This window comes from Streptomyces sp. NPDC048353 (assembly GCF_055587165.1).
In genome coordinates this window covers 1,075,330-1,101,171 of the sequence record NZ_JBVJGU010000002.1, presented here as the reverse complement: position 1 = coordinate 1,101,171, position 25,842 = coordinate 1,075,330, and the positions used below count along the sequence as shown (strand labels likewise).

The following is a 25,842-nucleotide window of genomic DNA, read 5'->3' as shown; positions in this document are numbered from 1 at the left end:
GGGTAGGGCTGGGGAAGGGGCGCCGGGCCTGGAGGCACCGCCTCTCCACGCCGTTCACTCCCGCCCGCCCGCGCCGTCCTCGGCGACCGCCGCGTCCTCGCCCACCCGCACCCAGCTCGCCTCGGACGGCGTCCCCTCCCCGTCCGTCACGAAGAGCATGTACCAGCCGGGGGGCACGAGCGTGCTGTCCGGGGGGATCTCGAACGTCACCGTGTCCTTCGTCTTCGTCAGGCCGAGGGCGATCGAGCGCTGTTCCACGTCCGTGGTGTGGGTGACCGCGCTCGGCCGCATCAGGCGGGCCGTGGTGATCCGGGACGCGTCCTTCGTGCGGAAGGTGGCGCGGCCGCCGCGGGTGAGTTCGCGGGGGCCTTCGGCCAGGACGGGCCGGTCGGCGCCGCCCTTGTGGAGGTAGGGCGGGGTGAAGACCTCGATCTCCTGCTCGAAGGTGCCGAGCTTGGTGTTGTCCTTGTCGTCGAAGAGCGGGTCGGAGCCGAAGGTGGCGACCCGGCCGTCGGGCAGGAGCAGCGCCTCGGAGTGGTAGTTGCGGCCGACGGTGGGTTCGGCGGCGGCGCGGAAGGTGTTGGCGGTCGGGTCGTAGAACTGTGCCTTGAGGATGTCGCTGCCGCTGCGGCCGCGGTACTCGCGCGAGCCGCCGGTGGTGAAGACGGTGTCGTCGGGCAGGAGCACGCTGCTGAGGTAGCGGGTGCCCTGCGGCAGCGCGGGTCCGTCCCGGAAGACGGGGCTCTGCCGGGAGAGGTCGATGATCGAGGTGCGGGCGGTGGACTTGGGGGACTCGCCGACGCCGCCGCCGCCCAGGACCATGATCTTCTGGTCCTGGGCGGGCGGCAGGATCAGCGAGGCGGAGGTCTCCAGCTGGTCGGGGTCGGTCAGCCCCCGGATCTTCTGGAAGGAGTTGCTCCGCAGGTCCCACAGCCCCGGTTCGCGGCCCTTCCCGGCGGGGCCGTAGCCGGCGTTGGAGCCGGTGTAGAGGAGCCGGCCGCCCTGGGTGAGGAAGAGCGACGGGTAGGTCGGGAAGTAGCGGAACGGCCCCTGGGACCACTTCTTGGTCTTCGGGTCGTAGATCTCGTTGTCGCCGGGGACCACGTCGCCGACGTCGTTCAGGCCGGAGACGGCGAGGACCTTCCCGTCCTGGAGGGTGACGAGGGTGGGGTACCAGCGGGCGTCCTTCATGGGGGCGACCGGGATGTACCTCTCGGCCTTCGGGTCGAACTCGTACGCCCCCTTGATGCCCTGGAAGTCCTGCTTCTCGGTGGTGAGCCGCTGGGCCAGGCCGTAGACGTTCCCGGCGTCGGCGCCCTCGAGGCCGAGGACCTCGTACTGCGCGGCCTCGGTGGTGAGCGCCTCGGCGCCCTCCTTCCGCGCCTCGACGAAGACCCGCGCCTCCGCCGGGGTGATCTTGGTCTTCCAGGGCTTCATCTGGCCGCTCTCGAAGTACGAGATCTCGAACTCGCGCTTGGCCTTGGGAACGGTCACGTCGAAGCGGGAGACGTACTCGACGCCCGAGGGCGAGCGGAAGACGGTGCCCTTCTTGAGGGTGACCGCCCGGTCGGGACTCTCGTTCTTGACCCGCATCCCGCCGCCGGCCTTCTTGACCTCGCCGTCGAGGATCTCGTAGCGGGCGGTGCCGCCGGCGACGAGGAGGCGGCCGTCGGGGAGCTGGGTGTGGCCGGCGCAGAAGAAGTCCTCGGGGGTCGGGATCTTCTTGAAGGTGTTCTTCACCGGGTCCCAGAGGATGGTCTCGAAGGTGCCGGAGTCGAACTTCTTCTGGTCGTTTCCCGAGCCGGCGATCAGCAGCACCTTGCCGGTGCGGAGCAGTGCGGCGTGGATGGCGTTGATGCGGTACGCCTCGGGGACGTCGACCCGCGCCCAGGAGCCGTACCTCCGCTGGTAGCCGGGCTGCGCGATCTTGTAGGCGTGGTACTTCTCCTCGACGAAGGAGACGGCGGCCGGGGCGTTGAGCGCCGCGAGGACCACGACGGCGCCACCTCCGAGAAGGGTCTTCTTCACGTTCCTCGTCGGCCGGTGGGCCATGGTTCAGCTCCCTCCGGTGGTGCTCGGCGCGGGAGCGGCGGAGGGCGCGGGGGCCGGGTGGACCGCGACGGCTCGTCGGGCGAGGGCCCGGGCGCGCCGGTCCCGCAGGGTCGTCCAGCTCCAGATCGCGACCGGGGCGAGGGAGACGGCGAGGGCGAGGACGGCCCAGGTGCGCATGGCCGCGTGGGTGTGCCGGAAGTACACCGAGGCGGCGAGCGAGGCGGCCAGGACGGCGGCCCAGTAGAGGTGGATCCGGAAAGTGAGGACACGGTCGGGGCTGGCCTGGCCGCCCTTGGGCGTGACGACGAAACGGCCCTGGGTGCGCAGGACCGCCGAGCAGAGCGACATGAGGTAGATCGGGGCGGAGAGGGCGGACATCGCGATGCCGGCGAGGCCGCCGGAGCCCTCCGGCTCGTGGGGGGAGACGTTGTGCCGCCGGTTCCACAGATAGAGGCCGATCTGGAGGGCCACGGCGTCGCTGTAGATCATCAGCCAGACGGAGGAGGAGACCTGGGTGCCGGAGGCGCCGAGCCAGAGGAACAGGACGCAGCTGAGGATGCCGAGGAGCCAGTTGACGGCGGTCATGGGGTAGTAGAAGAGCATGAGCGTGTAGTTGAGGAAGCGGCCGGGCGGGGTGCGGAAGGGGGCCCGCCAGTACTGCTTGATCAGCGTCTCGTACGTCCCCCGCGACCAGCGGAGCTGCTGGCTGAAGAAGTCGGTCCAGGAGGCCGGGCCCTCGCCGACGGCGAGCACGTCGGGGGTGTAGACGGAGCGCCAGAAGCGGCCGGTGCGCGGGTTCCTGGTCCGGTGGAGTTCGAAGCCGGTGGCCATGTCCTCGGTGATCGAGTCGTAGAGGCCGCCGACCTGCATGACGGCGGAGACCCGGACGGCGTTGTTGGTGCCGACGAACATCGGGGCGTGATAGCGGTTGCCCGCCCGCTGGATCAGGGCGTGGAAGAGGAACTGCTGGGACTCGGCGGCCTTGGTGACGGCGGAGGTGTAGTTGCCGTAGACCTGCGGCCCGACGACGAAGGCGATGTCGGGGTCGCGGAAGTAGCCGAGCATCCGCTCCAGGAAGTTCGGCAGGGGGACGTGGTCGGTGTCGACGGAGGCGAAGAAGTCGTACGCGTCATGGTGCATGGCGAGCCAGGCGTTGTAGTTGCCGTGCTTCGTGCGGGCCTTGTGGGGGCCCTTGCCGCGGTTCCATTCGGGGATGCCGGCCCGGGTGAAGTGCCGCACCCGGAGCTCCCGGCACATCTCCTTGGCCTGTTCGTCGTCGCCTTCGTCGAGGAGCCAGATGTCCAGCGGGCCGCAGTGCCGCAGCCGGACCGCGCCCTCCAGGGTGGCGCGGACCATGGAGAGGGGTTCCTTGCCGGGGACGTAGGTGGTGAGGAAGGCGACGCGGGTGCTCTTCTCCGGGTACACCGGGACGGGGTCGCGCGCGACCATGGTGGCGTGGGTGATGGAGGCGACGTTCACCAGCATGAAGAAGCAGATCAGCCCGATCGACGCGAGCATCACGGTGTCGAAGGCGACGAGCCATCGGGCGCCGCCCTCGCGGACGGTCCAGTGGCTGGGCCAGACGAGGTAGACGAGCAGCAGGGCGGAGAGCACGGGCGCGAGCCCCATGAGGAGGGCGGCGCGTATGCGGTGCGGTTCCTTGGCGAGGAGGCTGCGGTACTCCACCGCGTAGACGTCGGTGTCGGGTTCCGTGAGCGGGCCGGCGAGTCGGCTGTAGGTGGCGTAGTCGTAGCCTTGCGGCCGCACGGTGCCTCCAGCTGTCGTCGAACGAGCTGTCGTCGAACGAGTCGATGTCCCCACGAAAGTGGAGTTCGATCGGCATGTCGACCGGAGTAGTCCGAGCGGGTCGTTCTCGGCGGCGTACGGGTGAGCCCCCGTCCCAAAAGGGTTCGGGGGCTCGGGTGAGCCCCCGTCCCAGGAGGGTTCGGGGGCTCGGGCGCGTTGGGCGGATCAGCCCGCCAGGTGACGTTCCACGGTGTCGATCTTCGAGGTCAGTCCGTCGGTGACACCCGGACGGACGTCGGCCTTCAGGACCAGGGAAACCCGGGGGGCCCGGGCCTCCACGGCGGCGACGGCGCGTTTGACGACGTCCATCACCTCGTCCCACTCCCCCTCGATCGAGGTGAACATGGCGTCGGTGCGGTTCGGCAGGCCGGACTCGCGGACGACCCGGACGGCGTCGGCGACGTAGGCGCCGACCTCCTCGCCGACGCCGAGCGGGGTGACGGAGAAGGCGACGATCACGCGTTCACCGTGCCCTCGCGCCGGGCGCGGGAGGCGATGACCGCGTCCTGGGCCTCGCGCTTGAGCTTGCGCTCGGCGAAGAAGCCGCCGAAGGGGAGGACGGAGAGGACGAAGTAGAGCGCCGCCGTCTTCAGGTTCCACTTGGTGCGGTTCCAGGAGTCCAGCCAGAAGAGCACGTAGATCACGAAGAGGATGCCGTGGATCGCGCCCATCACCGGCACCGCGTTGAACTCCGTGGTGCGCTTCAGCACCGAGCAGACCAGCAGCAGGAGGAAGGACACGGCCTCCGGCGCGGAGACGAGCCGGAGCCGGTGGAGGGAGGAGGCGGTCTTGATGTCCACGGGTGGGGTCACCTTCGTTCGATCTTGTGAACGGATGCACAAGGGCCTGACCATTGTGCACGGCGACTTTGCTGTCTCTTTATCCGGGGGCCCAGTACCGTCACTGGGTGGCAACGTTCCGACTCCAAGGCAGCAAGACGCTCGCCGTCGACATGACCGGCGACTCCGTCAAGGCGAAAAACGGCTCGATGGTCGCCTACGACGGCCAGATGGCCTTCAAGAAGATGTCCGGCGGCGGTGAGGGCCTGCGGGGCATGGTGACCCGCCGGCTCACCGGCGAGCAGATGGAGATGATGGAGGTGAAGGGCCAGGGGACCTGCTGGTTCGCGGACCGCGCGTCCGAGATCAACCTCGTCTCCCTGCACGGCGACAAGCTGTGGGTCGAGTCCAGCAATCTGCTGTGCACCGACGCGGGCCTGCGCACCGGCACCACCTTCACCGGCCTGCGCGGCGGCGCGACCGGCAACGGCCTCTTCACCACCACCGTCGAGGGCAGCGGTCAGGCCGCGATCATGTCCGACGGTCCGGCCGTGGTGCTGCGGGTGTCGCCGCAGTACCCGCTCTCCGTCGACCCGGGGGCGTACATCGCCCACCAGGGCAACCTCCAGCAGAGCTTCCAGTCCGGTGTGACCTTCCGCACGTTCCTGGGCGAGGGTGGCGGCGAGGCGTTCCAGATCCGCTTCGAGGGCGACGGGCTCGTCTACGTCCAGCCCAGCGAGCGGAACACCGTCGGGGGTGACGTCTGATGCCGTTCCAGGAGATCAACGCGAAGATGGTCGAGGCCACGGTCGTCCCGGGGCAGCGCATGTTCAGCCAGCGTGGCGCGATGCTCGCCTACCGCGGGGACGTCACTTTCACGCCGAACACGGCCGGCGGGCAGGGCGGCGTGATGTCGATGATCGGCCGCCGGGTGGCGGGCGAGGCGACGCCGCTGATGACGGTCGAGGGCAACGGCACGGTGATGTTCGGGCACGGCGGCCACCACATCCAGGTGATCCGGCTGACCGGCGACACCCTCTTCGTCGAGGCCGACCGGCTCCTCGCCTTCGACGGCACCCTGGAGCAGGGCACGATGTTCATGGGCTCGCAGGGCGGCGTCATGGGCATGGTCCGCGGCCAGGTGACGGGGCAGGGCCTCTTCACCACGACCCTGAAGGGCCACGGCGCCGTCGCCGTCATGGCGCACGGCGGGGTCATCGAGCTGCCGATCAGCCCCGGGCGCCCGGTCCATGTGGACCCGCAGGCCTACGTCGCCCACCACGGCGACGTGCGGAACAAGCTCTCCACCGCGCTGGGCTGGCGCGACATGGTGGGGCGCGGCTCGGGCGAGGCGTTCCAGCTGGAGCTGAGCGGCAGTGGTGCGGTGTACGTCCAGGCGTCGGAGGAGAAGCTGTGAGCGCCCCCGTGATTCATGACCCGATGACGCTGCCGTCGGACGACAACGTGAACCCGTACACCTTCTGCGTGGAGCTCAAGGGCTCCCAGTGGTTCCTGCAGAAGGGCAAGATGATCGCCTACTACGGGCGGATCGACTTCAACGGCATCGGACACGGGCGCCTGGACCGCCTGGTCCGTACGTCGTTCCACTCGCCGCTGCACGCGAGCGACTGGGTGGTGGCGGAGGGCAGCGGCAAGATGCTGCTGGCCGACCGGGCCTTCGACGTGAACTCGTTCGACCTGGACGAGGGCAATCTGACGATCCGTTCGGGCAACCTCCTCGCCTACCAGCCGACGCTGGCGCTGAAGCAGTCGATCGTGCCGGGCTTCGTGACGCTGATCGGCACGGGCAAGTTCGTGGCCGCCTCGAACGGTCCGGTGGTCTTCATGGAGCCCCCGATGCGGGTGGACCCGCAGGCGCTGGTCGGCTGGGCGGACTGCCCCTCGCCGTGCCACCACTACGACCACGGGTACATGACGGGCGTGATGGGCGGGGTCCGGGCGCTGACCGGGCTCGGCGGCACCTCGGGCGAGGAGCACCAGTTCGAGTTCGTGGGGGCCGGCACGGTCCTGCTCCAGTCGACGGAGCTGCTGATGCCGGAGCGGGCGACGGGCGAGACGCCGCACCAGCCGGGGGTGCCCGGTACGCACGGTTCCGGCCACACTGGGGCGGGTTCGGCACCGCGTCTTCCCGGACAGCTGGGGGACCTCCAGCGTCGCTTCGGGCTGTGAGCGGTAGTCTGCGGAGTGTGACGTCCTCGAACGTCTGCGCCCGTACGCCGTGGTCCAGGTGCCCGGCGTCACACTTCGCGACTTCGTCCAGAATTCAACTTCTTAGGTAGAATCCGTATATGGAGACCGAGACGGCCACCCCCTGGCTCACCGACGCCGAGCAGTGCGCCTGGCGCACCTACCTCGATGTCAACAGAATGCTGACGTACCAGCTGGAGAAGGACCTTCAGCCCTTCGGCCTGACCATCAACGACTACGAGATCCTCGTGAACCTCTCGGAGTCGGCCGACCGGCGGCTGCGGATGAGCGACCTCGCGGCGGCGACCCTGCAGTCCAAGAGCCGGCTCTCCCACCAGATCACCCGGATGGAGACCGCCGGTCTCGTGCGCCGGGAGAACTGCGAGTCGGACCGGCGCGGGCTGTACGCGGTCCTGACCGACGCCGGCATGGAGACCATGCGCAAGGTGGCGCCCCACCACGTCGATTCGGTACGCCGGCACTTCATCGACCAGCTGAGCCCCGAGGCCCTCGGCGACCTGCACGAATCCCTGAAGCCGGTCGCCGACCAGCTCAGGGGCCGCCGGGGCAAGCCCTGACCCTGGTCCCGCCGTCACTGCCCCGCGGCCACCTCGGCCCGGGGCGGCCGTCACCGTCCCGCCGGGGACGGGTCCTCGGCCCGGGGCAGCCGCAGGACGAAACAGGCGCCCCCTGACGGAGCCTCCGTCACGGTCAGGTCTCCGCCGTGGCGGCGGGCCACGTCGCGGGCGATCGCCAGCCCCAGGCCCGCCCCGCCCTCGTCGCGGGTGCGGGCCTCGTCGAGCCGGACGAACCGCTCGAAGACCCGCTCGCGTTCGGACTCGGGCACGCCCGTGCCGTCGTCCGCGACCTCCAGGAGCGCCCACGGGCCCTCCGCGCGGACCGTGACCGTGATCCGCCGCCGGGCGTGGCGCCGGGCGTTGTCCAGCAGGTTGGCCACCACCCGGCCCAGCTGGGCCCGCGAGCCCGCCGCGCCGACGCCCTCCCCCGGGCCCGGGTCCGCCGCGGACTCCACCCGTACCTCGACGCGGTCTCCCGTACGCCCCGCCGACTCCGCGCGCACCAGCTCCGCCAGGTCCACCCGCGTCCGCCCCGGCCGCTCCCCCGCGTCCAGACGGGCGAGCAGCAGCAGATCGGCGGCGAGACGCTGGAGCCGCACCGTGTCCTCCACCGCCCCCGGGACGTCGAGCAGCTCCGGATGCGCGGCGCCCACCTCCAACTGCGTACGGAGGCTGGCGATCGGGCTGCGCAGCTCGTGCGAGGCGTCCGCGACGAACCGCCGCTGCCGCTCCACCGAGGTCTCCAGGGCGGCCAGCGTCTCGTTGGTGGTCCGGGCGAGCCGGGCGACCTCGTCGTGGGTGCCCGGCTCCGGCACCCGCCGCGAGAGGTCCTGCGAGGCGGTGATCTCGGACATCTCCCGGCGGATGGACTCGACGGGCCGCAGCGCCCGCCGGGTCACCAGCCAGGTCACCGCGCCGACCACGGCGAGGAGCACCGGCAGCCCGGCCAGCATGACGAAGGACGCGGTGCGCACCGCGTCCCGCTGCGCCGCCAGCGGCGCGCCGGCGTGGACGAGGACCGTCCCGCCCTCCGGGTCCGTGACCTCCACCTCCGCGAACCGGTACTCCGCGCTCGTGCCGTCCACGGTGGCCCGCCCCTGGGCGTGCCCGGTGACGACGCCCGCCCCGGCGGTCCCGGAGTCGTCGTCGTCATCGTCGTCCTGCCCGGGGCTCGGGCTCGCCTCCGGGCGGACGTCGGACGATCCCGTACCGCTGATCGCCGTCAGGCCCTTGCTCACCGCGAGCGCCCGGCCGGCGCGGTCGACGACCTGGACCGGGTGGTCGTCCCCGTCCGGGAGGTCGAGGGCGGGGTAGGGCGTGCCGGTCGCGATCCTGGCGGCGATCTCGCGGGCGACGCCGTCGGCCTCCGCGTCCGCCCGGCCGGCGAGGTTGCCGCTCAGCGACAGCAGGACGGCGATGCCCGCGGCGATCAGCGCCAGGGCGACCACGAGGGTGGCGCCGAGGGTGGTCTTGGCCCGGACCGAGGCGAACGGCCGGCGGCTCACCGGGCCTCCAGCCGGTATCCGGCGCCGCGCACCGTCCCGATCAGCGCGGCGCCCAGCTTGCGGCGCAGGGTGCTGACGTACACCTCGACGATGTTCGGGTCGCCGGCGTAGGCGAAGTCCCAGACGTGCTCCAGGATCTCCGACTTGGACACCACCTCGCCGGGGCGCACGGCGAGCTGCTCCAGGACCGCGAACTCCTTGGCGGTGAGCGGGATCTCCTCCTCGCCGCGGTGCACCCGCCGGGCCGCGGTGTCCACCCGCAGCGGGCCGATCGTCAGCACGGGCGAGGCGCCGGAGTGCCGTCGCCGCAGCAGCGCCTTGATCCGGGCGACCAGGACGACGTACGAGAACGGCTTGGTGAGGTAGTCGTCGGCGCCCGTGTCCAGGCCCTCCGCCTCGTCGTACTCGCCGTCCTTGGCGGTCAGCATCAGGATCGGCACGTCGTTGCCCGCGGCGCGCAGCGCGGCGCAGACCCGGTAGCCGTTCATGCCGGGCAGCATGATGTCGAGCACGACCAGGTCGTACGCCGTCCCGCCCGCCCGGTGCAGGCCTTCCAGGCCATCGTGGACGACGTCGACGACGTAGCCCTCCGCCGTCAGGCCCTTGGCCAGCGACAGGGCGAGTCGCCTTTCGTCCTCCACGATCAGCAGCCTCATGGGCACCAGGTTCCCAAACCGCACCTGAAGACGCCTTCAGGTTGCTTCAGCGTGGCTTCAGGTCGGGTTCCGCACAGTGGTCCACGTCGGAAACGAACACCCCACCACCGGTCGGAGGACCTCATGAAGCGCAACATCGTCATCGCCACCGTCGCGGCCGCCGCCGTGGTCTGCGGCGGGACCGCCGCCGCTTTCGCGGACGACGCGGGCACCGGCGGCGCTGGGCGCGGCGGCGCGGCGGAGGCGCGGACCGCGAAGGTGACCGCCGTCCAGGCGATCGACGCGGCCCTGAAGGCGCAGCCGGGCACGGTCGTCTCCGCGGATCTCGATCTCGACGACGACGGCGACGACGGCGGCTCGGACGAGGAGCGCGGCTGGGAGGTCGACGTCCTCGGCCAGGGCACGACCTCGTACACGGTCCACGTGGACTCCGCCAGCGGCAAGGTCCTGGGCAAGGAGACCGAGACGGACGACGACGACGCGAACGACGACGGCGCCGCCCGCAGCGGGAGCGTCGACGCGCGGCAGGCCGCCGAGGCCGCCTCGGCGAAGGGCTTCGTCACCTCGGTCGACCGGGACGACGACGGCGCCGCGGCGTGGGAGGCGGAGACGGCCTCCGGCGACTGGCGGGTCGACCCGAAGACGGGTCAGGTCACGGCGGACCGCGACGACGACGCCGACAGCGCCGGCGCCCAGGACGACACGAAGGACGGGGCCGGGGGCAAGGTTTCGGACGACACCGAGGACGACACGAAGGACGGCGCCGGGGACAAGGCCTCGGACGGCACCGAGGACGACGCGCACGACGATGACGGCGCGGCCGCCGGGCAGGACGCCCAGGACGACGACGCCTGATCACCGGCACGACGAGAGGGGCCCGGCACGCGCGCGTGCCGGGCCCCTCTCGTCGTTCTCGTGCCCCGGCGGCCGGGCCGGGCGCGCGTCCGGTCAGGTGCCCGTCAGGCTCGCGATCAGCTCGTCCGAGGCGGCGTACGGGTCCAGCTCCCCGGCCACGATGCGCTCGGCCAGCGCGTCCAGCCGGCGGTCGCCGTGCAGGTCGCCGATCCGCTCGCGCAGCGCCGTCACCGCGATCGTCTCGACCTCGCGGGCCGAACGCGCGCGGCGCCGCTCCGCCAGGACCCCGTGCTCCTCCATCCAGGCGCGGTGCTTCTCCAGGGCCTCCATGACCTCGTCGATGCCCTCGCCCCGCGCCGCGACCGTCTTGACGATCGGCGGCCGCCAGGCGCCCGGACCGCGGGCCTCGCCGAGGCCCAGCATGTGGTTCAGCTCGCGGGCCGTCGCGTCCGCGCCGTCCCGGTCCGCCTTGTTGACGACGTACACGTCGCCGATCTCCAGGATGCCCGCCTTCGCGGCCTGGATCCCGTCGCCCATGCCGGGCGCGAGGAGCACCACGGAGGTGTCGGCCTGGGAGGCGATCTCCACCTCCGACTGACCGACCCCGACCGTCTCCACCAGGACCACGTCGCAGCCCGCCGCGTCCAGGACGCGGATCGCCTGCGGTGCCGCCCAGGCGAGCCCGCCCAGATGGCCGCGGGTGGCCATCGAGCGGATGTACACCCCCGGGTCGGAGGCGTGCTCGGACATCCGGACCCGGTCGCCCAGGAGCGCTCCGCCGCTGAACGGGGAGGACGGGTCGACGGCCAGGACGCCGACCCGCTTCCCGGCCCGCCGGAAGGCGGCGACCAGGGCGGACGTCGACGTCGACTTGCCCACGCCGGGCGAGCCCGTCAGGCCCACGACGTACGCGCCGCCGGTCAGCGGCGCGAGCGCCGCCATCACCTCGCGCAGCTGGGGGGACGCCCCCTCCACCAGCGAGATCAGCCGGGCCACGGCGCGCGGCCGGCCCTCCCGTGCCTGGGCGACCAGTTCGGGGACGTCCACCATGTTCAACCGCTCCTTGGTTCCGGTGCTACTTGCCGGGTACGCGAACGATCAGAGCGTCACCCTGGCCGCCGCCGCCGCACAGCGCCGCCGCGCCGACACCGCCGCCGCGCCGCTTGAGCTCCAGCGCGAGGTGCAGCACCACACGGGCGCCGGACATGCCGATGGGGTGGCCCAGCGCGATCGCGCCACCGTTGACGTTCACCTTTTCCGGGGTAACGCCCAGGTCCTTCATTGACTGGACGGCGACCGCCGCGAAGGCCTCGTTGATCTCGATCAGGTCGAGGTCCTCGACGCCCAGGCCCTCCTTCTTCAGGGCGTGGCGGATCGCGTTGGACGGCTGCGACTGGAGCGAGTTGTCCGGTCCCGCGACATTGCCATGGGCGCCGATCTCGGCGATCCACTCCAGGCCCAGCTCCTCCGCCTTCGCCTTGCTCATCACGACCACGGCGGCGGCGCCGTCCGAGATCTGCGAGGAGGTGCCGGCGGTGATGGTGCCGTCCTTGGCGAAGGCCGGGCGCAGCTTCCCGAGCGACTCGGCGGTCGTCTCGGCGCGGATGCCCTCGTCCTTGGAGAAGACGACCGGCTCGCCCTTGCGCTGCGGGATCTCGACCGGGGTGATCTCGGCCTCGAAGAGACCGTTCTTCTGCGCGGCGGCGGCGCGCTGGTGCGAGAGGGCGGCGATCTCGTCCTGCTCGGGGCGGGCGATGCCGAGACGGGAGTTGTGCTTCTCGGTGGACTCGCCCATGGCGATGTTCTCGAAGGCGTCGGTGAGGCCGTCGTACGCCATCGCGTCGAGCATCTCGATCGCGCCGTACTTGAAGCCCTCGCGGGACTTCGGCAGCAGGTGCGGGGCGTTGGTCATCGACTCCTGGCCGCCGGCGACGACCACGTCGAACTCGCCGGCGCGGATCAGCTGGTCGGCCAGCGCGATGGCGTCGAGGCCGGACAGACACACCTTGTTGATGGTGAGGGCCGGGACGTTCATGGGGATCCCGGCCTTGACGGCGGCCTGGCGCGCGGGGATCTGGCCGGCGCCCGCCTGGAGCACCTGCCCCATGATCACGTACTGCACCTGGTCGCCGCCGATGCCGGCCCGGTCGAGCGCGGCCTTGATGGCGAAGCCGCCCAGATCCGCGCCGGAGAAGGACTTGAGGGAACCGAGCAGCCGTCCCATGGGCGTGCGGGCCCCGGCGACGATCACTGAGGTGGTACCGGTCGTTCCAGACATGAGGCACAGCCCCTTGAGATGAGGAGTGAACGAGGGTTTACCGCCAATGTACTGAGCGGTACCGCGCGGGGTCACCGCCCGGCCGGTGTGACGGCGCGCACGTTGCGTAACCACCTCCCCGGGGTTGCACTAAGACCATGCTGACGCGAATCGACCACATCGGGATCGCCTGTTTCGACCTCGACAAGACTGTCGAGTTCTACCGTGCGACCTACGGTTTCGAGGTGTTCCACTCCGAGGTGAACGAGGAGCAGGGCGTCCGGGAGGCCATGCTCAAGATCAACGACACCTCGGACGGCGGCGCCTCCTACCTCCAGCTCCTGGAGCCCACCCGCGAGGACTCCGCCGTGGGCAAGTGGCTGGCGAAGAACGGCGAGGGCGTCCACCACATCGCCTTCGGCACCGCGGATGTCGACGGGGACGCCGCCGACATCCGTAGCAAGGGTGTGCGGATCCTCTACGACGAGCCCCGGATCGGCTCCATGGGATCGCGCATCACCTTCCTCCACCCCAAGGACTGCCACGGCGTGCTGACCGAACTCGTCACGTCCGCCGAGCCGTCGGGCGACCACTCCTCGGCGGAGCACTGACCTCCGGATTCCCGGCCCGGTAGAGTGGGCGACTCCGGGCCGGGGCCGGTCGGTGCCGCATGCCATGCGGCGTCGTCGTCGGGACATCCGATCTGTCACCATTCCCCGGGGGGCCCGTTCGCCGGGGAACGGATCTCATTGGAGTGTTGCGACCAGGGGACGGATGGGACCGCGCAGTGCGGGGCTACGAACGCCAGGAGAGCCACCGAGCTGAAGACGACCATCTTTCGCGGTTCGAAGCCGAGATGGACCGGCTGAAGACCGAGCGGGAGAAGGCCGTCCAGCACGCCGAGGACCTCGGTTACCAGGTCGAGGTCTTGCGCGCCAAGCTCCACGAGGCGCGCCGCACCATCGCGTCCCGCCCGGCCTACGACAGCGCGGACATCGGCTACCAGGCCGAGCAGCTGCTGCGTAACGCCCAGATCCAGGCCGAACAGCTCCGCCAGGACGCCGAGCGCGAGCTGCGCGAGGCCCGTGCCCAGACCCAGCGGATCCTCCAGGAGCACGCCGAGCACCAGGCGCGGCTCCAGGCCGAGCTGCACACCGAGGCCGTACAGCGCCGTCAGCGCCTGGACCAGGAGCTGGCCGAGCGGCGCCAGACCGTCGAGGCGCACGTCAACGAGAACGTGGCCTGGGCCGAGCAGCTGCGCGCCCGTACGGAGTCCCAGGCCCGCCGGCTGATGGAGGAGTCGCGCGCCGAGGCCGAGCAGGCGCTCGCCGGCGCCCGCGCCGAGGCCACCCGGCTCGCCGAGGAGACCCGCCAGCGCGTCGGTTCGGAGGCCGAGGCCGCCCGTGCCGAGGCCGAGGCGATCCTGCTGCGCGCCCGCAAGGACGCCGAACGGCTCCTCAACGCCGCGTCCACCCAGGCCCAGGAGGCCACCAGCCACGCCGAGCGCCTCCGCTCGACCGCCGGCGCCGAGACCGACCAGGCCCGCCGCCAGGCCGGCGAGCTGTCCCGCGCCGCCGAACAGCGGATGCAGGAGGCCGAGGACCGGCTCCGGGAAGCCCGCGCGGAGGCCGAGAAGGCCCTCGCGGAGGCCAAGGAGGCGGCCGCCAAGCAGCTGTCGTCGGCGGAGTCCGTCAACGAGCAGCGCACCCGTACGGCGAAGGCGGAGATCGCCCGCCTCGTGGGCGAGGCCACCAAGGAGGCCGAGTCCCTCAAGGCGGAGGCCGAGGAGAAGCTCCGCGAGGCGAGCGCCGAGGCCGAAAAGCTGGTCTCGGAGGCGTCCGAGAAGGCCCGTACGGTCGCGGCGGAGGACTCCGCCGCCGCGCTCGCCAAGGCCGCGCGGACCGCCGAGGAAGTCCTCACCAAGGCGTCCGAGGACGCCCGGGAGACCACCCGCAAGGCCTCGGAGGAGGCCGAGCGGATCCGCCGCGAGGCCGAGGCGGAGGCCGACCGGCTGCGCAACCAGGCCGAGGAGCAGGCCGGCGAGCTGCTCGGTTCGGCCAAGGACGACACCAAGGAGTACCGGGCCAAGACGGTCGAGCTGCAGGAGGAGGCGCGCCGGCTGCGCGGCGAGGCCGAGCAGCTGCGCGCCGAGGCGATCGCCGAGGGCGAGCGGATCCGCGGCGAGGCGCGGCGCGAGGCCGTCCAGCAGATCGAGGAGGCGGCGAGCACCGCCGAGGAGCTGCTGACCAAGGCCCGCACCGACTCCGACGAGCTGCGCGCGAGCGCGGGCGCCGAGAGCGAGCGGGTCCGCTCCGAGGCGATGGAGCGCGCCCAGACGCTGCGGACGCAGGCCGAGGAGACGCTGGAGCGCACCCGCGCCGAGGCCGAGCGGATGCGGTCCGAGGCCGAGGAGCAGGCGGAGTCCGTCAAGGAGGCGGCCGAGAAGTCCGCGGCCGAGCTGCGCCAGGAGGCCGAGCGGGCCGTCGAGGCCCGGCACGCCGAGGCGGCCGCGGAGCTGACCCGGCTGCACACCGAGGCCGAGTCACGGGTGGAGAACGCCGGCCGGGAGCTGACCGACGCGCGCGCCGAGAGCGAGCGGATCCGGCGCGAGGCCGCCGAGGAGACCGAGCGGCTGCGCACGGAGGCCGCCGAGCGGATCCGTACGCTCCAGGCACAGGCCGAGCAGGAGGCGGAGCGGCTGCGCACGGAGGCCGCGGCGGACGCGTCCACCGCGCGCGCCGAGGCCGAGACCGTCGCGGTCCGGCTGCGCACGGAGGCGGCGACCGAGGCCGAGCGGCTGAAGTCCGAGGCCCAGGAGACCGCCGACCGGGTCCGGGCCGAGGCCGCGGCCGCGGCCGAGCGGGTCGGCGCCGAGGCGGCCGAGGCGCTGGCCGCCGCGCAGGAGGAGGCCAACCGGCGCCGCCGGGAGGCCGAGGAGACCCTGGAGTCGGCCCGTTCCGAGGCCGGCCGGGAGCGCGAGCACGCCCGCGAGCAGTCCGAGGAGCTGCTGGCCTCCGCCCGCAAGCGGGTGGAGGAGGCGCAGACCGAGGCCCAGCGCCTGGTCGAGGAGGCGGACCGGCGGGCCACGGAGATGGTGTCCGCCGCGGAGCAGACGGCCAAGGAGGTCCGGGACTCCGTCGCCGGTCTGCAGGAGCAGGCCGAGGAGGAGATCGCCGGGCTGCGCAGCGCCGCCGAGCACGTGGCGGAGCGCACCAGGTCCGAGGCGCAGGAGGAGGCGGACCGGGTCCGCGCCGACGCGTACGAGGAGCGGGAGCGGGCCGCCGAGGACGCGCACCGCACCCGGACGCGTGCCCAGGAGGAGTCCGAGGCGGCGAAGGCGCTGGCCGAGCGGACGGTCACGGACGCGATCGCCGAGGCGGAGAAGCTCCGCACGGACACCGCGGAGTACGCCCAGCGGCTTCGGACCGAGGCGACGGACGCGCTCGCCTCGGCGGAGCAGGACGCGGCCCGGACCCGTGCGGACGCCCGCGAGGACGCCAACCGGATCCGTTCCGAGGCGGCGGGGCAGGCGGACGCGCTGATCGGCGAGGCGTCGGCGGAGGCCGAGCGGCTCACCGCCGAGGCGGAGCGGCTGCGGGCCGAGGCCGAGCAGGTCAAGGCGGCCGGGGAGGCGGAGGCCGAGGCGCTGCGGGCGGCCGCCCGCGCGGAAGGCGAGCAGGTCCTCGACGAGGCCCGCGGGGCCGCCGACAAGCGGCGTGCCGACGCGGCCGAGCAGGCCGACCAGCTCATCGGCGAGGCGACCGCCGAGGCCGAGCGGATCACCGCCGAGGCGGCGGAGCTGTGGGAGACGACCGAGCGGGACGCGCTGCGGCTGCGTTCGGAGGCGGAGCAGGTCAAGAAGGACGGCGAGGCGCACGCGGAGGCGCTGCGGGCGGCCGCGCTGGCCGACAGCGACCAGGTCCTCGACGAGGCCCGCAAGGCGGCCGACAAGCGGCGTTCGGACGCCGCCGAACAGGCCGACCAGCTCATCGGCGAGGCGACGCGGGAGGCCGAGCGGATCACGGCCGAGGCGGTGGAGCTGGCGGAGTCGCTGGCGGCCGACGCCTCGCAGCAGGCCGAGACGACCGTGGCCCGGGCGTCGGACGAGGCGGAGCGGCTGCGGGCCGAGGCCGCCGAGACGGTGGACGGGGCCCGGCAGGCCGCCGAGCGGATCCGCGCGGAGGCCGTCCAGGTCCGCGAGGACGCCGAGTCCGCGGCGGAGCAGATGCGCTCCGAGGCGCGGGCGGAGGCGGACCGTACGCTCGACGAGGCGCGCGAGGCCGGTGCCAAGCGCCGCTCGGACGCGGCCGAGCAGGCCGACCAGCTGATGGCGAAGGCCCAGGAGGAGGCGCTGCGCGCCACCACCGAGGCGGAGTCGCAGGCGGACACGATGGTCGGCGCGGCCCGCAAGGAGGCGGACCGGATCGTCGCCGAGGCGACGGTCGAGGGCAACTCCCTGGTGGAGAAGGCGCGTACGGACGCGGACGAGCTGCTGGTGGGGGCGCGCAGCGACGCGACGGCCATAAGGGAGCGGGCGGAGGAGCTGCGCGGCCGCGTCGAGGGCGAGATCGAGGAGCTGCACGAGCGGGCGCGGCGCGAGACGGCCGAGCAGATGAAGACGGCCGGCGAGCGCGTGGACAAGCTGGTGAAGGCGGCGACCGAGCAGCGGACCGAGGCCGAGCAGAAGGCCAAGGAGCTGGTCTCGGAGGCGAGTTCCGAGGCGAGCAAGGTCCGGATCGCGGCGGTGAAGAAGGCGGAGGCGCTCCTGAAGGAGGCCGAGCAGAAGAAGGCGTCGCTCGTGGGCGAGGCGGAGCGGATCAAGGCGGAGGCCGAGAACGAGGCCGAGAAGATGATCTCCGAGGGCAAGCGCGAGCTGGACGTGCTGGTGCGCCGCCGTGAGGACATCAATGCCGAGATCTCCCGTGTCCAGGACGTCCTCGAAGCGTTGGAGTCTTTCGAAGCACCGTCCGCCGGGACGAAGTCCGCCGGTGGGATGGAAGCCAAGGCGGGTGCGTCGGCGGGGGTTACACGTTCGAGTGGCAAGTCTTCCGAGGGGTAGCCACTCAAAAGACTGGACATTCTCCAGACCAAACCGGCATCCGCTCGATGACACGCCGCTTCGGCCCCTAGGATTCCCTCTAACACCTCACCGGTCTCATTCGACAGGAACCCCATGAGCGACACTTCCTCCCCCTTCGGCTTCGAGCTCGTGCGGCGTGGTTACGACCGCGGTCAGGTGGACGACCGCATTACCAAGCTCGTCGCCGACCGTGACAGTGCTCTGGCACGAATCACCTCTCTGGAAAAGCGCATCGAGGAACTCCACCTCGAGACGCAGAACGCCCAGGCCCAGGTCACCGACGCCGAGCCGTCGTACGCCGGTCTGGGTGCCCGCGTCGAGAAGATCCTCCGTCTCGCCGAGGAGGAGGCGAAGGACCTGCGTGAGGAGGCCCGTCGCGCCGCCGAGCAGCACCGTGAGCTGGCCGAGTCGGCCGCCCAGCAGGTGCGCAACGACGCCGAGTCGTTCGCGGCGGAGCGCAAGGCGAAGGCCGAGGACGAGGGCGTCCGGATCGTCGAGAAGGCGCAGGGCGAGGCCAACTCGCTGCGTGGCGAGGCACAGAAGGACGCGCAGTCCAAGCGCGAGGAGGCGGACGCCCTCTTCGAGGAGACCCGCGCCAAGGCCGCCCAGGCCGCCGCGGACTTCGAGACCAACCTGGCCAAGCGCCGCGAGCAGTCGGAGCGCGACCTGGCCTCGCGTCAGGCCAAGGCGGAGAAGCGCCTCGCCGAGATCGAGCACCGCGCCGAGCAGCTGCGCCTGGAGGCCGAGAAGCTGCGGACGGACGCGGAGCGCCGGGCCCGTCAGACGGTGGAGACCGCGCAGCGCCAGGCCGAGGACATCGTGGCCGACGCGAACGCCAAGGCCGACCGGATCCGCTCGGAATCGGAGCGCGAGCTGGCGGCGCTGACGAACCGCCGCGACTCGATCAACGCGCAGCTGACCAACGTCCGCGAGATGCTGGCCACGCTGACCGGTGCCGCCGTGGCGGCGGCCGGCTCCCCGATCGACGACGAGCGTCCGGCGGGCGTCCCGGCCCAGCAGTCCCGCTGAGCCCAAGGCCCCCCGGCCTCCCGGCGAGCGAGCCGAGCGCCTGAGCGAGGTGAAAACCCTCCGCCACCACTGGCGGAGGGTTTTTCGCGCCCGTAGGTTGGTACGCATGATCGAGCTCGAGGGCCTCACGAAGCGATACGGCGCGAAAACGGCGGTCGACCATCTCTCCTTCCAGGTACGGCCGGGCATGGTGACCGGCTTCCTGGGACCCAACGGAGCCGGCAAGTCGACGACGATGCGCATGATGCTCGATCTGGACAACCCGACCAGCGGGACCGTCCGGATCGACGGCCGGCACTACCGCGAACTGCAGGAGCCCCTGAAGTACATCGGGGCGCTGCTCGACGCCAAGGCGATGCACGGCGGCCGGTCCGCGTACAACAACCTCCTCTGCCTCGCGCAGGCCAACCGCATTCCGGAGAGCCGGGTCGGCGAGGTCCTCGACCTGGTCGGTCTGACGCAGGTGGCGAAGAAGAAGTCGAAGGGCTTCTCCCTCGGCATGGGCCAGCGGCTGGGAATCGCCTCGGCGCTTCTCGGCAACCCCGAGATCCTGATGTTCGACGAACCCGTCAATGGTCTGGACCCCGAGGGAATTCACTGGATCCGCAATCTCATGAAGGCGCTCGCCGCCGAGGGCCGGACGATCTTCGTTTCCAGCCATCTGATGAGTGAAATGGCCCTGACGGCCGATCATCTGATCGTGATCGGACAGGGAAAACTGCTGGCCGACACGTCGATGGCGGATTTCATCCAGCAGAATTCCCGGAGTTACGTACGGCTCCGCTCCCCGCAACGCGAACAACTGCTCGATGTCCTGCACGCCGACGGTTTCCCTTCGGTGGAGGCGGCCGACGGCGCGCTGGAGGTGGACGGCGCCACCACCGAGAAGCTGGGTGAACTGGCCGCCGCGAACGGGCTGGTGCTCCACGAGCTGAGTGCGCAGCGGGCCTCGCTTGAGGAGGCGTTCATGCAGATGACGGCCGGCGCGGTGGAGTACCACGCGCACGGTACGGACGTGCAGGGCGCGGTCGCGTCCGGCGCGGCCGGTCCCCGCTGGGGCGAGACGACCGACGGCCCCCGCTGGGGCGACACCACCAAGGGAGCCTGAACGATGGCAGCCGTATCCGCGGTCCTGCAGTCCGAGTGGACGAAGATCCGGACGGTCTCCTCGACCGTCTGGACGCTGGCGAGCGCGCTCCTGGTGACGGTGGCGATGGGCGCGGCGCTGTGCGCGCTGCTGAAGTCGACCTTCGACGACCTCTCCGCCGCCGAGCAGGCGACCTTCGACCCGACGTTCATCAGCTTCTCGGGGATGGTGCTGGGCCAGCTCGCGATGGTGGTCTTCGGCGTCCTGGTGGTGGGCACCGAGTACAGCTCGGGCATGATCCGCACGTCGCTGGCGGCCGTCCCGCAGCGCGCCTCGTTCCTCTTCTCCAAGATCACGGTGGCCGGGGTGCTGGCCCTGGCCGTCGGTCTGGCGACGAGCTTCCTGTCGTTCTTCCTGGGCCAGGCGCTCCTCGGCGAGCACCGGACCTCGCTCGGCGCGGACAACGTCCTGCGGGCGGTGATCGGCGGCGGGCTCTACATGGGCCTGATCGCGATCTTCTCGATGGGGGTGGCGACGATGCTGCGTTCGTCGATGCTCTCGCTGGGCATCCTGGTGCCGTTCTTCTTCCTGATCTCGCAGATCCTGTCGGCGGTCCCGAAGGCGAAGGACGTGGCGCTGTACTTCCCCGACCAGGCCGGATCCAAGATCATGCAGGTGGTGCCGGACGCGATGAACACGGAGGCGGCTCCGTACGGCCCGTGGGGCGGGCTCGGCATCATGGTGCTCTGGGTGGCGGCCGCGCTGCTCGGCGGCTATCTGGTCCTGAAGCGCCGGGACGCGTAGACGGCGGGGCCGGGCGGCGGCCGACGGTTCCGGCGGCATGTGGTTGATGTTTCATGCTTCGCCGGAACCGTCAATGGCTCGATAAGCTCCTAGCTCATACGGGGGGCTCAGCCCGACGGCCACGGCCCCGACGACGACCTGACCTGTCGATGGGGCTGGAGAATGATCGAGGCAGTCGGCCTGACGAAGCGCTACGGCGCCAAGACGGCCGTGTACAACCTTTCCTTCCAGGTGCGGCCCGGGACCGTGACGGGCTTCCTGGGACCCAACGGCTCCGGCAAGTCCACCACCATGCGGATGATCCTCGGCCTCGACCAGCCGACGGCCGGGCACGTGACGATCGGCGGCCATCCCTTCCGGCAGCTCCCCAACGCGCCCCGGCAGGTCGGCGCGCTGCTCGACGCCAAGGCCGTGCACGGCGGCCGCAGCGCCCGCAGCCATCTGCTCTCGCTCGCCCAGCTCGCCGGGATCCCGGCCCAGCGGGTGGACGAGGTCCTCGGGGTCGTCGGCCTCCAGGACGTCGCCAAGCGCCGCTCCCAGGGCTTCTCGCTCGGCATGGGGCAGCGGCTCGGCATCGCGGCCGCGCTGCTCGGCGACCCGCAGGTGCTCCTCTTCGACGAGCCGGTCAACGGCCTCGACCCGGAGGGCATCCTCTGGGTCCGCAATCTGATGAAGAAGCTGGCCGCCGAGGGCCGCACGGTCTTCGTCTCCAGCCACCTCATGAGCGAGATGGCGCTCACCGCCGACCATCTGATCGTGATCGGCCGGGGCCAGCTGCTCGCCGACATGAGCGTGAAGGACTTCATCTCGGCGAACTCCGCGGACTTCGCCCGCGTGCGGACCCCCGCGACGACGCCGGAGCACCGGGAGAAGCTGACGGCCGCGCTCATCGAGGCCGGCGGCCGGGTGATGTCCGAGCCGGACGGCGCGCTGCGCGTGACCGGCCTCGCCCTGCCCCGCATCAGCGACCTGGCGCACGGGGCGGACGTACGGCTCTGGGAGCTGTCCCCGCACCAGGCGTCGCTGGAGGAGGCGTACATGCGGATGACGCAGGGCGCCGTGGACTACCGCTCCACCGAGGACCAGCTCGCCCACCTCCAGCAGCCGCAGCCGGCCCATCACCAGCAGCACGCCCAGCCCGCGCCGTACGTGGCGCCGGAGGTGCCGCAGCAGGGCTGGTACGCCCCGCCGCCGCCCGGGCAGAACCCGTACGCCACGCAGAGCGAGCCGAGCGGCACGCCGGAGAAGCCGAACGCCGAGGACGCCCGATGACCACCCCCCACGCGTACGTCTCCCCCATCCCGGTCCGCCGGGCGCACCTCGGTGACGCGCTCGCCTCGGAGTGGACCAAGATCCGCTCGGTGCGCTCGACGATGTGGACGCTCGGCGTCATGGTGCTGCTGATGCTCGGGATCGGTGTGGGTGTCGCCGCCGTCGTGTCGGCGTCGAGCGTCCCCCCGCAGGACGAGTCGCCGCTCGCCTTCGGCTTCTTCGGCGTGCTGCTCGGCTCGATCTGTGTGATCACCCTCGGCGTGCTGACGATCGCCTCCGAGTACGGCACGGGCATGATCCGCACCACGCTGACCGCCTGCCCGAGCCGCGCCCGAGTGCTGACGGCCAAGGCGATCGTCTTCTTCCTGCTCGTCTTCACCGTCACCACGGTGACCGCGACCGTCGTCGCGCTGGCGCAGGTGGCGATGATCGACGCGGCCGAGCCGACCAGTGGGGAGTGGCTGCGCTCCACGGTCGGCGCCGGTCTGTTCCTCGCCCTGCTCGGGCTGGTCGCGCTCGCGGTCGGCACGGTCGTCCGGCACTCGGCCGGCGCGATCACGATCATGATCGGTGTGCTGCTGCTGCCGCTGGTCGCGGCGATGTTCATGTTCTCGGAGTCGCTGGCGAAGGTGCAGCAGTGGCTGCTCGAGTACGCCATCCCGAGCCAGCTGATCGCGCTGTACGCCGGCCGGACGACGGTCGGGCAGTCCGGCCCCTCGGGCTGGGAGCCGGTGTGGATCCTGCTGGGCGTCACGGCGGTGGCGATGGGCGGGGCGTACGCCCTGCTGAACAACCGGGACGTCTGACGGCCCGGGAGGCCGGTCCGGCGCGGGCCCGACGGCCCGGAGCCGGTCTCAGTACCTCGGCGCGTTACGGGACCGCTGCATCCGAGAGGTGCGGCGGTCCTTCGCGTTCCAGCACGCCTTGTGCCAGTGGCGCCGGCCCTCCACCCCGCCGTACTCGGGCCAGGCGACGACGTGCGGGGCGCCCGCCGGGATCTCCTGGTCGCAGCCGGGGCAGCGGTAGCGCTTGCCGGGCGCGCTCGCACCGGCCACGTGCCGTACGCACCACTCCTCGCCCTGCCAGGACTCGGTGCGCTGCGAGCCTCCGTACCGGTCGGCTTCCGCGCCCTGGGGGTCGGGCTTCTCGCCGCCAGGGGGGCGGTTGCGACGCGGGGACACGAATCACCTCACGGGGGCCGGGTACACGGACGGTTCCTTCAAGCGTACGGGGCGCGACGAAGTGGCCCGGTCCACCCTCCAGGCCCAGTTAGCGGAAAATCGCAAGAACTTCACGTGGGGCCGTTGCCTTTGGCACGTGTCAGACGTTGTTGCCAGTACGAGGGGGAGAACCGCGTCGGCCGCAAGGAGGCAGAAGGCGATGCGCGTGGGTACGTTCGTCCTGGCCGCCCAGTTCCCGGGCCAGGGTCAAGGAGAGGCGCTGCACCGAGCGGTGCGGACGGCCGAGGTGGCCGAGGAGTCGGGACTCGACTCCGTCTGGCTCGCCGAGCACCATTTCGTTCCGTACGGCGTCTGCCCGTCGGCCGTGACGCTGGCCGCGTTGCTGTTGGGCCGCACGCGCCGCATCCGGGTGGGGACGGCCGTCAGCGTGCTGCCGACCGTGCACCCGGTCGCCCTGGGCGAGCAGGCGGCGCTGCTGCACCTCACGTCCGGCGGCCGCTTCACCCTCGGGGTGGGCCGGGGCGGGCCGTGGGTCGATCTGGAGGTGTTCGGCGCGGGCCTCGGCGCGTACGAACAGGGTTTCCCCGAGTCGCTCGATCTGCTGCTGCGGTGGCTCTCCGAGCCACGGGTCGGGGCCGAGGGAGAACGGTTCGCCTTCCGTGAGGTGGCCGTCGTGCCGCGCGCGGGCGAGCTCATCGGCGGGGAGGCGGCGCCGGAGGTGGTGGTGGCCTGCACGTCCCCGAAGAGCGTCCGGCTGGCCGCCGAGCGCGGGCTGCCGATGCTGCTCGGGATGCACTGCGGCGACGAGGACAAGGCCGAGATGGTCGCCGCCTGGCGGCGCTTCGCCCGGGAGGCCGGCCGGACCCCGGACGAGATCGCCCGGATCGCCGCCGGCCATGTCTCGGCGGGCGTCGTCCAGCTCGCCGACCGCGGGGCGGACGCGGCCGAGGCGCTGGTGAAGGCCATGCCCGGCTGGCTGAAGCAGGGCCTGGACGCCCATGTCACCGTCGACGGCCGGCACCGCTCGATGCGGGACCCCGTCGCGTACACGGAGCTGCTGTGCGGGCTGCACCCGGTGGGCACACCGGGCCTGGCGGCGGACCGGCTCGCTGCGACCGCGGAGCGGACGGGCATCACGCGCTTCGCGCTGCTCGCCGAGGGCACCGGCGATCTCGCGGCCACCGAGGAGAACGTACGCCGGCTGGGCACCGAAGTGCTGCCGCGACTGGTGTGAAGCGTGTGGGGGGTGGCGGGTCATGCTCGTCGGCTCATGATCGGTCGTCGACAGATGTCAGGGGGCCGGATGCCGCCGCTCCGGCATCTCGCGCATCGTTCGGGTCTCCCCCGATGCGGAGCGGCAGCACCACGCTTCAGCAGTCGCGGAGTTCCGGCGACTGGTTGAGCAGCTGTCCTCGTACGGAGGTGAAGCGGGCCAGCCGCTCGTCCACCGCCGGGTCCAGCGGGAACACCGCCACACGGTGGCAGTTCTGGAAGGCCAGACGCACGCCGAAGTGCCGCTGCAGCGCACCGCGGATGGCGTCACTCGCGAGCGCACGCAACAGCTGGCCACGTGCCTGCTCGTTCGGCGGCGGCGTCTGGTTGTCGGCGAACTCGCCGCCGTCGACCTTCAGCTGGGCCACCAGAGAACTGATCATCTCCCATGCGAAGGGCAGGGAGGTCCGGACGCAGTCGACGAAGTCGGCTTCGTCGACCTCGCCTCGCTCGGCCTGTTCCAACAGAGCCGGTGAGACGTCGAGCGACATGGGTTCTCCTCTCGCGACCCCGACGGACGGGGTCTTACGGGCAGGGTCGAAGGACCCCCGTGCGACACGCAGCGTGCACGGACGGCGACCTCCTGCTTCCACGGTAAGCGCGCGGTGCGGAGCGCACCAGGAGATTGGGAGCACAACCGGCCAATAACCGACGGGGGTTGGGCGGGCGTTAACAGCCGAATCGCGCGGAAGAGCGTGCGTCTTGTAGCGTTGCCGACCATGCGTCTCGTCATCGCCCGTTGCTCCGTGGACTACGCGGGCCGGCTCACCGCCCACCTGCCCTCCGCTCCCCGTCTGATCCTGGTCAAGGCGGACGGCAGCGTCTCCATCCACGCGGACGACAGGGCGTACAAACCGCTCAACTGGATGTCTCCGCCGTGCACCCTGAAGGAGGGCGCCGACGGTGAGACCGGGGTGTGGACCGTGGTGAACAAAGCGGGCGAGAAACTGATCATCACGATGGAGGAGATCCTCCACGACTCCTCGCACGAACTGGGTGTCGACCCGGGTCTCATCAAGGACGGCGTGGAAGCGCATCTCCAGGAGCTCCTCGCGGACCGCATCGAGACCCTGGGCGACGGCCACACGCTGATCCGCCGCGAGTACCCGACGGCGATCGGCCCGGTGGACATCCTGTGCCGGGACGCCGCCGGGGCGACGGTCGCGGTGGAGATCAAGCGGCGCGGCGAGATCGACGGCGTGGAGCAGCTGACCCGCTATCTGGAGCTGCTGAACCGCGACCCGCACCTGGCGCCGGTGAAGGGCGTCTTCGCGGCGCAGGAGATCAAGCCGCAGGCCCGGGTGCTGGCGACGGACCGCGGCATCGAGTGCGTGGTGCTCGACTACGACGCGATGCGGGGCATCGAGGACGACAAGCTGCGGCTGTTCTAGCCGGCGGGGGTACGGGTACGGCGAACGGCC

Annotated in this window: 24 protein-coding genes; 14 read left to right on the top strand and 10 right to left on the bottom strand. The window is 71.7% G+C overall.

The genetic code is table 11. From position 1 onward, the window contains the following. Positions 1–54: 54 nt before the first annotated feature. The 4 genes from glxA to ACZ6RC_RS10375 form a co-directional block, all read right to left on the bottom strand. The gene (glxA, locus tag ACZ6RC_RS10390; RefSeq protein ID WP_469580670.1) at positions 55–2,052 is read right to left on the bottom strand and encodes a radical copper oxidase GlxA; all 1,998 of its coding nucleotides are present in this window, start codon (positions 2,050–2,052) and stop codon (positions 55–57) included. A gap of 3 nt (positions 2,053–2,055) precedes the next feature. Next, a complete protein-coding gene (locus ACZ6RC_RS10385; RefSeq protein ID WP_453613819.1) occupies positions 2,056–3,819 on the bottom strand; it encodes a glycosyltransferase family 2 protein in 1,764 nt (587 codons plus the stop codon). A 204-nt stretch (positions 3,820–4,023) separates the two neighbouring features. Next, positions 4,024–4,317: an MTH1187 family thiamine-binding protein gene (locus ACZ6RC_RS10380; RefSeq protein WP_391139161.1), complete on the bottom strand. Its 294-nt coding sequence runs from the start codon at positions 4,315–4,317 to the stop codon at positions 4,024–4,026. After that, the gene (locus ACZ6RC_RS10375; RefSeq protein ID WP_391139163.1) at positions 4,314–4,658 is read right to left on the bottom strand and encodes a DUF3817 domain-containing protein; all 345 of its coding nucleotides are present in this window, start codon (positions 4,656–4,658) and stop codon (positions 4,314–4,316) included. Before ACZ6RC_RS10375 ends, ACZ6RC_RS10380 begins: the two co-directional genes overlap by 4 nt. 107 nt (positions 4,659–4,765) lie before the next feature. Here ACZ6RC_RS10375 and ACZ6RC_RS10370 point away from each other — a divergent pair, with 107 nt between their 5' ends. From ACZ6RC_RS10370 to ACZ6RC_RS10355, 4 genes are all read left to right on the top strand, one after another. Then, complete coding sequence (locus tag ACZ6RC_RS10370) at positions 4,766–5,404, top strand: AIM24 family protein (protein ID WP_391139165.1); 639 nt, start codon at positions 4,766–4,768, stop codon at positions 5,402–5,404. Beyond that, positions 5,404–6,054 (top strand): AIM24 family protein, encoded by a 651-nt coding sequence (locus tag ACZ6RC_RS10365; RefSeq protein WP_391139167.1) that lies wholly within the window; start codon positions 5,404–5,406, stop codon positions 6,052–6,054. The genes ACZ6RC_RS10370 and ACZ6RC_RS10365 overlap by 1 nt, the downstream gene beginning before the upstream one ends. Further along, complete coding sequence (locus ACZ6RC_RS10360) at positions 6,051–6,827, top strand: AIM24 family protein (RefSeq protein WP_453613815.1); 777 nt, start codon at positions 6,051–6,053, stop codon at positions 6,825–6,827. The genes ACZ6RC_RS10365 and ACZ6RC_RS10360 overlap by 4 nt, the downstream gene beginning before the upstream one ends. A 119-nt stretch (positions 6,828–6,946) precedes the next feature. After that, the gene (locus ACZ6RC_RS10355) at positions 6,947–7,423 is read left to right on the top strand and encodes a MarR family winged helix-turn-helix transcriptional regulator (protein WP_391139170.1); all 477 of its coding nucleotides are present in this window, start codon (positions 6,947–6,949) and stop codon (positions 7,421–7,423) included. Positions 7,424–7,473: 50 nt separating this feature from the next. Here ACZ6RC_RS10355 and ACZ6RC_RS10350 read toward each other — a convergent pair whose 3' ends face one another. Together ACZ6RC_RS10350 and ACZ6RC_RS10345 are read right to left on the bottom strand one after the other, a co-directional pair. Then, positions 7,474–8,928 carry a sensor histidine kinase gene (locus tag ACZ6RC_RS10350; RefSeq protein WP_469580663.1) on the bottom strand — a complete coding sequence of 485 codons (1,455 nt, stop codon included), beginning with the start codon at positions 8,926–8,928 and terminating at the stop codon, positions 7,474–7,476. Then, positions 8,925–9,584: a response regulator transcription factor gene (locus ACZ6RC_RS10345; RefSeq protein WP_391139172.1), complete on the bottom strand. Its 660-nt coding sequence runs from the start codon at positions 9,582–9,584 to the stop codon at positions 8,925–8,927. The genes ACZ6RC_RS10350 and ACZ6RC_RS10345 overlap by 4 nt, the downstream gene beginning before the upstream one ends. A 123-nt stretch (positions 9,585–9,707) precedes the next feature. Here ACZ6RC_RS10345 and ACZ6RC_RS10340 point away from each other — a divergent pair, with 123 nt between their 5' ends. After that, a complete protein-coding gene (locus tag ACZ6RC_RS10340) occupies positions 9,708–10,439 on the top strand; it encodes a PepSY domain-containing protein (protein ID WP_469580661.1) in 732 nt (243 codons plus the stop codon). A gap of 93 nt (positions 10,440–10,532) precedes the next feature. Here the strand turns inward: ACZ6RC_RS10340 and meaB are convergent, their stop codons facing one another. Continuing rightward, positions 10,533–11,489 carry a methylmalonyl Co-A mutase-associated GTPase MeaB gene (meaB, locus tag ACZ6RC_RS10335; protein ID WP_391139176.1) on the bottom strand — a complete coding sequence of 319 codons (957 nt, stop codon included), beginning with the start codon at positions 11,487–11,489 and terminating at the stop codon, positions 10,533–10,535. Positions 11,490–11,514: 25 nt separating this feature from the next. Continuing rightward, on the bottom strand, positions 11,515–12,717 hold the full coding sequence (locus tag ACZ6RC_RS10330; RefSeq protein ID WP_391139178.1) for an acetyl-CoA C-acetyltransferase: 1,203 nt from the start codon (positions 12,715–12,717) through the stop codon (positions 11,515–11,517). A gap of 137 nt (positions 12,718–12,854) precedes the next feature. Here ACZ6RC_RS10330 and mce point away from each other — a divergent pair, with 137 nt between their 5' ends. The 7 genes from mce (at position 12,855) to ACZ6RC_RS10295 (ending at position 22,774) form a co-directional block, all read left to right on the top strand. Beyond that, positions 12,855–13,307 (top strand): methylmalonyl-CoA epimerase, encoded by a 453-nt coding sequence (gene mce / locus ACZ6RC_RS10325; protein WP_469580656.1) that lies wholly within the window; start codon positions 12,855–12,857, stop codon positions 13,305–13,307. A 176-nt stretch (positions 13,308–13,483) separates the two neighbouring features. After that, the gene (gene scy, locus ACZ6RC_RS10320; protein WP_469580653.1) at positions 13,484–17,755 is read left to right on the top strand and encodes a polarized growth protein Scy; all 4,272 of its coding nucleotides are present in this window, start codon (positions 13,484–13,486) and stop codon (positions 17,753–17,755) included. A 114-nt stretch (positions 17,756–17,869) separates the two neighbouring features. Next, positions 17,870–18,805: a coiled-coil domain-containing protein gene (locus tag ACZ6RC_RS10315; protein WP_391139183.1), complete on the top strand. Its 936-nt coding sequence runs from the start codon at positions 17,870–17,872 to the stop codon at positions 18,803–18,805. Positions 18,806–18,911: 106 nt separating this feature from the next. After that, a complete protein-coding gene (locus ACZ6RC_RS10310; protein ID WP_391139185.1) occupies positions 18,912–19,913 on the top strand; it encodes an ABC transporter ATP-binding protein in 1,002 nt (333 codons plus the stop codon). Positions 19,914–19,916: 3 nt separating this feature from the next. Next, positions 19,917–20,696, top strand: a complete 780-nt coding sequence (locus ACZ6RC_RS10305) for an ABC transporter permease (RefSeq protein ID WP_391139187.1) — start codon at positions 19,917–19,919, stop codon at positions 20,694–20,696. A 162-nt stretch (positions 20,697–20,858) separates the two neighbouring features. Continuing rightward, positions 20,859–21,968, top strand: coding sequence for an ABC transporter ATP-binding protein (locus ACZ6RC_RS10300; RefSeq protein ID WP_391139189.1), 1,110 nt, complete (start codon positions 20,859–20,861; stop codon positions 21,966–21,968). Then, positions 21,965–22,774 carry an ABC transporter permease gene (locus ACZ6RC_RS10295; protein WP_391139191.1) on the top strand — a complete coding sequence of 270 codons (810 nt, stop codon included), beginning with the start codon at positions 21,965–21,967 and terminating at the stop codon, positions 22,772–22,774. The genes ACZ6RC_RS10300 and ACZ6RC_RS10295 overlap by 4 nt, the downstream gene beginning before the upstream one ends. Positions 22,775–22,822: 48 nt before the next feature. Here the strand turns inward: ACZ6RC_RS10295 and ACZ6RC_RS10290 are convergent, their stop codons facing one another. Further along, positions 22,823–23,149 (bottom strand): ATP/GTP-binding protein, encoded by a 327-nt coding sequence (locus tag ACZ6RC_RS10290; protein WP_469580647.1) that lies wholly within the window; start codon positions 23,147–23,149, stop codon positions 22,823–22,825. Positions 23,150–23,348: 199 nt separating this feature from the next. Between ACZ6RC_RS10290 and ACZ6RC_RS10285 the strand changes: the two genes are divergently transcribed. Then, entirely contained in the window at positions 23,349–24,383 is a 1,035-nt protein-coding gene (locus ACZ6RC_RS10285; RefSeq protein ID WP_391139194.1) for an LLM class flavin-dependent oxidoreductase, read from the top strand. Between the two features lie 136 nt (positions 24,384–24,519). Here ACZ6RC_RS10285 and ACZ6RC_RS10280 read toward each other — a convergent pair whose 3' ends face one another. After that, on the bottom strand, positions 24,520–24,912 hold the full coding sequence (locus ACZ6RC_RS10280; RefSeq protein WP_359669716.1) for an SCO5389 family protein: 393 nt from the start codon (positions 24,910–24,912) through the stop codon (positions 24,520–24,522). Positions 24,913–25,140: 228 nt separating this feature from the next. Here ACZ6RC_RS10280 and nucS point away from each other — a divergent pair, with 228 nt between their 5' ends. After that, complete coding sequence (gene nucS, locus ACZ6RC_RS10275) at positions 25,141–25,812, top strand: endonuclease NucS (RefSeq protein WP_391139195.1); 672 nt, start codon at positions 25,141–25,143, stop codon at positions 25,810–25,812. The last annotated feature ends 30 nt before the right edge of the window (positions 25,813–25,842 follow it).